At 72.1% G+C, this 9,380-nt stretch carries 8 protein-coding genes and 1 pseudogene; 2 read left to right on the top strand and 7 right to left on the bottom strand.

The window, feature by feature from the left end:
* The first annotated feature begins 402 nt into the window (after nt 1-402).
* Entirely contained in the window at nt 403-768 is a 366-nt protein-coding gene (locus Vqi01_RS13205; RefSeq protein WP_204035052.1) for a hypothetical protein, read from the top strand.
* Here Vqi01_RS13205 and Vqi01_RS13200 read toward each other — a convergent pair.
* Nucleotides 719-1,441, bottom strand: coding sequence for a hypothetical protein (locus Vqi01_RS13200; RefSeq protein ID WP_204035051.1), 723 nt, complete (start codon nt 1,439-1,441; stop codon nt 719-721). The genes Vqi01_RS13205 and Vqi01_RS13200 overlap by 50 nt on opposite strands.
* A 20-nt stretch (nt 1,442-1,461) precedes the next feature.
* Nucleotides 1,462-1,978 (bottom strand): annotated as a pseudogene (locus Vqi01_RS13195) (MBL fold metallo-hydrolase).
* Nucleotides 1,979-2,306: 328 nt separating this feature from the next.
* On the opposite strand from Vqi01_RS13195, the gene Vqi01_RS13190 reads away from it, so the two are divergent.
* Complete coding sequence (locus tag Vqi01_RS13190) at nt 2,307-2,714, top strand: YchJ family protein (protein ID WP_239098372.1); 408 nt, start codon at nt 2,307-2,309, stop codon at nt 2,712-2,714.
* Between the two features lie 8 nt (nt 2,715-2,722).
* On the opposite strand, the gene Vqi01_RS13185 is transcribed toward Vqi01_RS13190, so the two are convergent.
* The 5 genes from Vqi01_RS13185 to Vqi01_RS13165 all read right to left on the bottom strand — a co-directional run bounded on the left by Vqi01_RS13185 (nt 2,723) and on the right by Vqi01_RS13165 (nt 9,334).
* The gene (locus Vqi01_RS13185) at nt 2,723-3,304 is read right to left on the bottom strand and encodes a GNAT family N-acetyltransferase (protein WP_239098376.1); all 582 of its coding nucleotides are present in this window, start codon (nt 3,302-3,304) and stop codon (nt 2,723-2,725) included.
* A gap of 299 nt (nt 3,305-3,603) precedes the next feature.
* On the bottom strand, nt 3,604-4,629 hold the full coding sequence (locus Vqi01_RS13180; RefSeq protein ID WP_204035049.1) for a mechanosensitive ion channel family protein: 1,026 nt from the start codon (nt 4,627-4,629) through the stop codon (nt 3,604-3,606).
* Between the two features lie 85 nt (nt 4,630-4,714).
* A complete protein-coding gene (locus Vqi01_RS13175; RefSeq protein WP_204035048.1) occupies nt 4,715-5,596 on the bottom strand; it encodes a hypothetical protein in 882 nt (293 codons plus the stop codon).
* Nucleotides 5,597-5,643: 47 nt separating this feature from the next.
* Nucleotides 5,644-7,380 carry a serine/threonine-protein kinase gene (locus Vqi01_RS13170; protein ID WP_204035047.1) on the bottom strand — a complete coding sequence of 579 codons (1,737 nt, stop codon included), beginning with the start codon at nt 7,378-7,380 and terminating at the stop codon, nt 5,644-5,646.
* 124 nt (nt 7,381-7,504) lie between these two features.
* Nucleotides 7,505-9,334, bottom strand: a complete 1,830-nt coding sequence (locus tag Vqi01_RS13165; protein ID WP_204035046.1) for an AMP-dependent synthetase/ligase — start codon at nt 9,332-9,334, stop codon at nt 7,505-7,507.
* Between the last annotated feature and the right edge of the window lie 46 nt (nt 9,335-9,380).

Raw genomic sequence — 9,380 nt, 5'->3', positions numbered from 1 at the left:
ACCCGACATCTCACGCAGACGACGCAAGGGGTGCGCGGCTTGTGGGTGCGTTTCGCCGCCAGGGAAACAAGAATCCACCCGCAACTCGACGCCTCCCCGCGTCGGCCGTCAGGTGTGGCGTCCAAGGGCCCAATTTCGGCCTTGACGGGTTTCCGACAGCCACCCGGGCGGGTCCAGGCGCGCCTGAGCGGACTTGATCGGACAACGGCGTAAGGGTGGTTCGAAGCGGTGGCGGCTAGTCGGAGACCAGCCGGGATTCTTCGTCTGCCGGGTGGACACCGGGCGGTAACGGGGATTCCTGGACCAGACCGTTCGGGTGGCGACCACGCCTCGGTTTGAGCGACGCCGGCCACGCCGAACGACGTCCCGCGCGATCGCGGACGATGGGGAGGCGAGAGCCGCATGAGAGCGAGCAATGTCCTCGTACCGTTGGCGGGTGTCGCCCTCGGTCTTCTGCTGTCGGGTACCACGCCGGTTGGCAGCACGGCGTCGCCGTCACCCCTTCCGGTCGGCACCGCCACCAGCACGCGCACTGGGGCCAGCGAGGTCCGCCACGACAACGACGGCCACAGCGACGACAGCCACAACAAAGACAGTCACGGCAACGACGGCCACGGCAGCGACGGTCACAACAACAACCGGAACAGCGGCGACAGCCACGGCGTGATGACCGTGGCTGGTGGCGTCGTCCTGCTCGCCAACGCGCTCGGTGGCGTCGTCATCCTGGCCCGGCGTCGCCGACACGCGGTCGCCGCCGCGACGCGCTGACCCGCGGCCAGCTTCCGCTGTCGGTCGTGGTGTTTGACCGACCCGACGTCGGGAAGACCGTGCGCCACGCTAGATCCCGAGGAGCGAGGATGGCGCACGCAGGACGGGCCCGGAAGCAGACCGGGGCGCGCAAGGCGCCGCCGCCGGCCAAGGTGGCGGCGAAGAAGGTGGCCACGGCGACGAAGCGGGCCACCGGTGCCACGGCCGCGAAGTCGCCGGGCGGGAAACCCACGCCGACGTCCGCCCGTACCGCCCGTAAGAAGGCCGTATCCGCCACGGCCTCGCCGACCCGTCGGCCCACAGCGAAGGCCACCGCCGCGAAGGCGACCACTGTGAAAGCCACCACCGCGAAGGCCGCCCCTACGAAAGCCACCGCGAGGAAGGCACCGGCAGGCCGGAGGGCAGCGGCCGGAGCAGCCACCGCCACGAAGGCTCCCGCGAAGAAGAGCACCGCCACGAAGGCACCGGCGAGGAGACCCTCGGCGACGAAGGCACCCGCGAAGAAGACCACCGCCACGAAGGCACCCGCGGCGAAAACGACGGCCAAGAGGGCACCGACCAGGAAGACGGCCGCCACGCAGGCGGCGGCCGCCACCTCCCGCGCGGCCAGTACGACGCTGCCGCGCAAGGCGACGACGATGGAGTCGTTCGGCAACCGCCGCAGCGCCCGCACGACTGCCCGCTGACCGGCGGCTACGTCCCGGACATTCGGGCGAGGAAGCCTCGGACCCGTTCCCGAGCCTGATCGGTGATCTCCGGCCCGTGGGTGAAGGCGGCTACGTCGTACTCCAGCTCGCCGAGCACGTGGGCGGTCAGCTGGGTCATCCGGAAGTCGATGCAGAAAAGCTTCACCGGCCAGCGGACACCGGCCACGTTGAACAGCGCGTCGCCGGTGATCAGCACCCGGGTCGGCTCGTGCAGCAGCGAGACGTGACCGGGTGAATGGCCCGGCGTGTGCACCACGCGCAGCCCGCCGCCGACGTCGAGCAGAATCCCCGTCGGCGAGCGGCTGCGCCACCTCGAACGCGGGAAAACGCCCGGAGGAGAGCCGGGCGAACAACCGGGCGCCGCCGACCGTCGGATCTCCCGGTGGCGAGTGTCCGGCTTCGGCGTACGGGACATCGGCGGCATGCAGGGCCAGCGGCGCGCCGGTGCGGCGGGCCACCTCGGCGGCCCCGCCGACATGGTCGGGGTGGGCGTGGGTGAGCACGATCCGGGTCACATCGGCGGGATGCTTGCCGATCGCAGCGAGCCCGCGGACGATCCGGGCCGGTGCACGCTTCCCCCGCAGTCCATCAAGGTGACCGAACCGTCGTCGCCGACCAGGCGTAGAAGTTGATCATTGCCCGGCCGGCGGTGGGAATGCACCAGACGCCGGGCGGGAGGGGAACTGCGTGTGCCCGCGCCATCACCGCAATCCGCCATCCAATGTGTTCGATCTCCGCCTCTGGCCGAAGCGCCCCGGTGCGCCGAAGCGCTCCGGTACGCCGGACCGCCCCGGTGCGCCGGACCGATCGGGCAGCGGCGAAGATGACGGAGTGGCCAGACGAGACAGCCAGCGGGCGGAGCCGACCACGTGCCCGTGCGGGCAGGGCCTGCCGTACGCGGACTGCTGCCGGCGCCTGCACACCGGCTCGGCCGACGCGCCGACGGCCGAGGCGCTGATGCGGTCCCGGTACGCCGCCTTCGTCGTCGGCGACCCGGAATACCTGCTGCGCAGTTGGCACACCAGCACCCGACCGCCCCGGCTGCGCCTCGACCCGGGCCAGCGCTGGACCGGTCTGGAGATCGTCGACACCGACCGCGGTGGGCTGTTCGACAGTACGGGCACGGTCGAGTTCCGGGCCCACTACCGGGAAGCCGGCCGGCCCGGCACGGTGGCCGAGCGCAGTCGCTTCGTTCGCGAGGACGGACGCTGGGTCTACCTCGACGCCGGGTCCACCTGAGGCCTGCGTCACAGGCGGTCGCGCCGCGCCGTGACGGCAGGCCGGCCGGAGTTGGCGAGGTCGATGCGCCAGTCGTTGCTGCACATCAGGGAGCCGCTGCCCGGTGGGTACTCGAAGTTGCAGGGTCCGAGGAGAGTGAAGCCAAGGCGGTGGCAGAGTGCATTGGAGAGGGCGTTTCCGACTGAGGGGAAGGCATGAAGGCTGTGGGGTGCATCGGGATGGCGGGCAGCCTCGCGGACGATGGTGATCAGGGCGGTACCGGCTGCGGTGGCAATGCCTTGGCCCTGATAGGGCGGTAGGACGTTCCAGCCGGTTTCGTAGATCTGCTCGCCCTGCCAGTCACGCTGGTGGTAGGCGATGCTGCCGACCATCTCGTCGCCAAGCAGTACGGCGAACATGCAGCCGCGGCCAGTTGCCGGCATGGCGAGGTATCGGCGGTGCCGGGCTAGCAGTTGTTCCTCCGGCTCGGGACCGCCGACGTGTCGACGCATCTGCACAGTGTTGATCCGGCGTAGGAGGTCGAGCGCAGATTCCGACCACGGCGCAAGACGAACGTCCATGCCGCGCAGCCTGGCAGGCTTCGGAATCATCAAGCACACCGGATAGAGCAGGACCAGGTCGGTGAGGAACGCGTACGCGTAGAGGGGGTGGCCGCCAGTTTGTGGGCACCCGCCGGGGTGGGATCATCGATGCCTTTCGGAGCGGGACGAACGACGGACGCCGGTGCTACGGCGACCGCAGGCGGCCCACGGCCTCGAACAGGAAACTAATGTCGCCAGGTCATGGCGCTGATGCTAACCGGTGGCGCGGATGGTGTGCCAGGACGCCGGGAAGCCTCGCGGGACGGAACCAGGGCTTCCCGTCCCGCGAGGTCGCGGCCGTACCCGGCTCAACGCTGGTCGTCGGTCCTCGGCAGGATCATGGTCGACTCGCTGTCGTCGGAGCTGCGCTGCGCCGGCACATCCCGGCCGGGCAGCGGAGCGGTCGGGTCGCTGTCCGCCGCGCTGCTGGTGACGATCTGCGTGGCCCCCGGATCGTAGGCGGACCCGCCGGTGGAACCGGTCGGAGTGGCGGCGCCGGGTTCGCCAGCGGTCGGGGTGAACGGGGCGGCGCTCGCCGCGCCGGTTGCCGGGGGGACGCCGGCGGCGCTCGCCGCGCCGGTAGCCGGCGGAACGTCGGCGGCGCTGGGCTCGGCGGTACGGGGTGCGGCCACGCGGCGAGCGGCGGAGTAGGCGCGGGCGTGCTCGGCGATGCTGCGCGACTCCTGCTCGGCGCGGGACAGCCAGGACTCCCAACGCTTCTGCATCGGCCGGACCAGTCCGCCGCCGACGCCGACCACGAGGATGCCGCCGATGGTGGCCAGCACGGCGATCAGCACCGGAGTGGTCACCGCGGTGGCGACGCCGATCTGGTTGAGCGCGGCGATGATGCCGAGGCCGAGGAGGAAGGCCGAGGCGATGGTGGCCAGCAGCCGGCCGTACGACAGACCGCCGAGCGCGCCGGAGATGATGTCCTTGACGGCGCCGGCGATGGCGGCGGCCACGACCACGATGACGATCGCGACGAAGGCCCGGGGCAGCCAGGCGATGACACCGGCGATCAGATCGGAGATCGGGTTCGGCCCCCAGATGCCGAACGCCAGGTAGAGGGTGAGCAGCAGGACCCCGTAGTAGGCGAGGCGGGCGACGATGTCGCTGGCGTCGTAGCGGGAGCTGGCGAGGGCTCGCCGGATGCCGCCGCGCTCGACGGCACGGTCGAAGCCGACGCGTTCGAGCAGCCGGTCGACGAGCTTCAGCACCGCCTTGGCGACCAGCCAGCCGGCCACCAGGATCGCCACGAAGGCAACGGCCTTGGGTAGGAAGAGCAGTATCGACCGGAGGGTGTCCCCCACCGCGTCACCGAAGTTGTCTCGCATCGGATGGTCCTCCATAGGGGCGGGTGGTTCGTCCGACCCGACCTACCCCGGCGGTACGCGAGGGAAACGCCCGCGGTGGCGTCTCTCAACCTGGGCAGGAGTAGACGACCTCGGCACTGGCCTGCGTCGGTGCCGGGGAGACGATGTTCACGGTGGCGGTCTCGGTGGTGGTGCCGACCCCGCTGAACGACCAACGCAGGGTCAGCTCAACGCTGCGCTGGCCCCAACCGACCCGCTCGTCGAGCAGGGTGCCGGGCGCGCTGCCGGAGCGGAGCCACTGATACTGGATAGTGCCCGCGCGGCCGTTGGTCCGTACCGTGGCGACCACGTCGATGCTGACGTCGCATCGCGCCCCGGCCGGGCTGGGTACGACGACGCTGACCTCGGTGATCTCCAGTGGGCTGAGCCGCTGCCAGATCCACAGCCCGACTGCGGCGAGCAGGGCGAGGGTGAGCAAGGTGGACAGCAGCGAGACGAGCCGGCGCCCGGCCGACCTGCGGCGTGCCGGCGGCACGGGTGTGGGCCAGGCGGGCGCCGGCGGCGGGGCGACCGGCACGCCGGGCCCGAACCGCAGCTCGCCGCCAGGACCGGCAATCGGGGCCGGAAGGGTTCCCCGGCTGGTACGCACTCCGGACGTGCCCGCCGTGTCGGTCGCGGTCCGGCCCGCCACGCCCTGGTCCTCCACCGCGGACCCGGTACCGGCGAGACGCGCGGTCGGTTCCCCGCCGTTCCCCGGCGCGGTCGACTCCGTCCCGGCGAGATACACGGTCGGTTCCACGCCACTCAAGTGCACCGTGGGCTCCGCCTGGCCGAGATACACAGTCGAGTCCGCGCCACTCAAGTGCACCGTGGGCTCCTCGGCCGGCACCGGAGGCGGCGGCGTGCCGTGGCGTGCGGTGCCGGCCGCCGGGTCGATCGGCAGGTGGTGGGTGGGCAGGGCCTCGGTCGCGTCGTCGGGCTGGGTCACGGCTGCATCTCCTGGTCGTCGTCGCCTGGAAGGTGGGGCGCGCCCGGTCAGCCCGGCGTGCAGAAGGAGTAAAGCGTCACGGACACCGTCGAGTCGCCGACGGTGGTGTTGCCGGCGCCATCGGTGGCGACGACTGTGACCGGGATCCGGGTGGTGGATGCGGGTCGCGGCAGGTCACCGAGCACGCCACGGAACTGGCTGCCGCCGAGCAGGGCCATGCTCTGCTCGTACGACCGCTTCTCGAGGGTGTAGCGGAGGCGGACTCGCAGGTCACCGGCGGCCGTGCGGTCGTCGTTGACGTAGGCGGTGATGGCGCTCGCCGTGGGCCCGAAGGGGCAGCCGGTCGGGTCCAGTTCCGTCGGGCTCGCCGCGACCCGGGCGATGGTGGGTGGGGTGCTGTCCGGCGGAGGTGGCGGACTGACCCTGGTCGACAGGGTGGGGATCGGCGTGGCGGACGAAGGGCCGCCGGTGGGTGTCGTGGACGGGGTGGGCCCGGCCGCAGTGGTGCCGCCGGTCGGGGCAGGTGGCGCGGCGGAGGTGGGCGGGGTGACGGGGCCGGGCGTGGGCGGGGTGAAGGCCTCTGGCGTGGGCGGGACGGACCCGTCGGGCGTGGGCGGGAGAGAGCCATCGGGCGTGGACGGAACGGATGCGCCGACGGTCGGGACGGCACCGCCGGTCAGCTCCGTCGTCACCTCGGGCGCCGCGCCGGAGGGGGCGACCGGCTCGTCCCGGGCGGCGTAGCTGAGCCCGGCCCCGCCGACCAGCATGGCCGCCACCAGGCCACCGCCGACGAGCGCCGCCCTGGCGCGGCCGGTGCGCCGCAGCGCAGGCCCGCTGCCGTCGCCCCCGTCTGAACCGATGGTGGTGTCGCCGAGCGCGGTGCTGGCCACGCTGATGCCGCCGCCAGCGCGGTCGGGAAACGGGAAGAGGGCGGCCAGCAGCGCCGCGCGCCGGGCCAGCTCCCGCAACCCGCGTTCCTCCCAGTCCGCCCCGTACGCCCCGGACGCCACCTCCTCCAACATGGCGAGGAAGACGTGTGCGGACTGCGGTCGCTCGGCGGGACGCTTGGCCATGCCGAGACGTAGCATGTCGTGCACCGGACGCGGGGCCGGATCGGTGGGGATCGGCGCGCGGGCGTGCTGCTGGCGCAGGGTGGCCAGGTCCCGCCCGTCGTACGGGGGATGGCCGGTGAGGCACTCGAAGAAGGTGGCGGTGGCGGCGTAGATGTCGCACGCCGGGCTGGCGGAAGCCCCGGTCCACTGCTCGGGAGCCATGTAGCGCGGCGTGCCGGTGACGCTGCTGCCGGAGCTGGCACCGACCGGCATGGCGATGCCGAAGTCGGCGAGTTTGCTGGTGCCCTCGGCGGTGACCAGCACGTTCTCGGGCTTGTAGTCCCGGTGCACCACCCTGCGGGCGTGCGCCGCGCCGAGCCCGGCCAGCGAGCCCTTGAGCACACACAACGCCGACTCCGGCGTGGTCGAGCCCTTCGCACGCAGCAACTGCCGCAGCGAGACGCCGTTGACCAGCTCCATCACGATCGCCGAGCCGCCCGGGGCCTCGACGTACTCGTAGAGACGACAGACGTACGGGTCGTCGATGCCGGCGAGCAGCCGGGCCTCGTCGCGGAAGGCGGTGCGGAACGAGACGTCATCGAGTCGACCGGTCAGGTATTTGATCGCCACGGGGGTGCCGGTGGCGGCGTGGACGGCGAGGTCAACGCTGCCGGACGCGCCGGCACCGAGCCGGCGGACCGGGGTGTAGCCGGAAACCCGCCAGCCGGTCACGCCACCACTTCCCGGGTCTTGCACAGCTGGGCATCGAGCACGCTGAACATTGTCGTCTCCACGGCCCGCGCGGCCATCGTCCCCACAGTCGCCGTCACCGGCCGACCGGATACATTGTGGAGCGTCAGTGGCCGCGGTAAAGCGCCGCGATCTCGTCGGCGAAGTGGTCCTGCACCGCCTCCCGTTTGATCTTGAGGGTGGGGGTGAGTTCCCCGTCGGCCTCGGTGAGATCCCGGGGCAGGATCCGGAAGGTCTTCACCTGCTCGGCATGGGAGACGCTCCGGTTGGCCTGGTCGATCGCGCCCTGGATCTCGTCGCGCAGCTGCGGATCGTCGCGCAGGTCGGCCAGAGACGCGCCGGGGCACCCGTGCGCGTTGCGCCACCGCTGCCAGGCCTGTGGGTCCAGGGTGACCAGTGCGGCCACGTACGGCCGGCCGTCGGCGACGAGCATGGACTGGCTGACCAGCGGATGGGCCCGGATGCGCTCCTCGATCGGCGCGGGCGCGAGGTTCTTGCCCGCCGCCGTGACCATGATCTCCTTGGTCCGGCCGGTGATGTGCAGGAAGCCGTCGTCGTCGAGCCGGCCGAGGTCGCCGGTACGCAGCCACCCGTCGTCGGTGAACGCCTCCCGAGTGGCGTCCGGGTTGTTCCAGTAGCCGGCGAACACCGCCTGGCCACGGGCGAGGATCTCCCCGTCGTCGGCGATGCGGATCCGCACCCCCGGCAACGGGCGGCCGACCGTACCGATCCGCATCGCCGTCGGCAAATTCACCGCCAGCGCCGGGGAGGTTTCGGTCAACCCGTAGCCCTCCAGTACGGTGATGCCGGCGCCTCGGAAGAAGTGCCCGAGCCGCTCCGCCAGCGGCGCCCCGCCCACGATGGCCATCCGGCACCGGCCGCCGAGGGCGGCACGCAGCCTGCGGTACACGGCGACGTCGAACAGCAGGTGCGCCAGGCGCAGCGGTACGCCCGGTCCGCGCGGCCGGTCCAGCGCCCGGCTGTACCGCACGGCCACCTGGTCGGCGAGAGTGAACAGCCAACCGCGATGCGTGTCCTCGGCGGCGTGCCGGGCCTGGTCGTGCATCTTCTCGAACATTCTGGGCACGGCGAGGATGAAGGTGGGTCGGAACCGGCGCAGCTGATCGAGCATCCCGGCCGGATCAGGGCTGTGTACCAGGGTGGCGTGGTTGTGCACCATGCCGATCTGGATCAGCCGGGCGAAGGCGTGTGCCAGCGGCAGGAACAGCACCGTCGCCGCCCCCGGGCGCAGCAGTTGCGGCAGCACCTCGGTGGCGGCCCCGACGTCGGCGGAGATGTTGCGGTGGGTCAGCACACAGCCCTTCGGCGGGCCGGTGGTGCCGCTGGTGTAGACGATGGTGGCCATGTCCTCGCCGGTGACCGCAGCCCGGCGGGCGTCGACCTCGGCGACGTCGACGGCATCTCCCTGGGTCGTCAGCTCGATGAGCCCACCGGCGTCGATGCCCCAGACCTGCCGCACCGCAGGCAGGTCCGGCCGCAGCCCGTGCACCGTGGCGGCGTGGTCGGCGGTCTCCACCACGCAGGCCACCGCACCCGAGTCGCCGAGGATCCAGCGGATCTGGTCGACGCTGGAGGTGTCGTAGATCGGCACGGTCACCGCGCCGGCCGACCAGAGCGCGTAGTCGACGAGGGTCCATTCGTAGCGGGTGCGGCAGAGCAGCCCGATCCGGTCGCCGTGGGCCACCCCGGCGGCGACGAAGCCGCGGGCCAGGGCCAGCACGTCATCGCGGAACTGCCGGCAGGACACCGGCAGCGGGCCGCCTCCGGTCGTGCCCGGGACGGGCCACGACCGGGGGTCCGGCTCGGGGCGGACGAACTGCACGGTCTCGGCGTACGCCACGGCGTTGCGCCACACCTGCTCGGCCAGGTTGACGCCACCGTCGCCGACGTTCGGCTCAACCGTTGTCTCCCGCACGCCCGCCCACCCGCCGTTGTGTTCCGTCGCGCTGCGCTAGATGGTG

The sequence above is a fragment of the Micromonospora qiuiae genome (genome assembly GCF_016863555.1).
GTDB lineage: Bacteria > Actinomycetota > Actinomycetes > Mycobacteriales > Micromonosporaceae > Micromonospora > Micromonospora qiuiae.
This window is presented reverse-complemented; position numbering and strand designations above follow the sequence as displayed.

Bases quoted from the DNA above. Each gene is read 5' to 3' on its own strand.
- Vqi01_RS13205 (WP_204035052.1), top strand. From the start codon at position 403: ATGAGAGCGAGCAATGTCCTCGTACCGTTGGCGGGTGTCGCCCTCGGT.
- Vqi01_RS13185 (WP_239098376.1), bottom strand. From the start codon at position 3,304: ATGATTCCGAAGCCTGCCAGGCTGCGCGGCATGGACGTTCGTCTTGCG.
- Vqi01_RS13180 (WP_204035049.1), bottom strand. From the start codon at position 4,629: ATGCGAGACAACTTCGGTGACGCGGTGGGGGACACCCTCCGGTCGATA.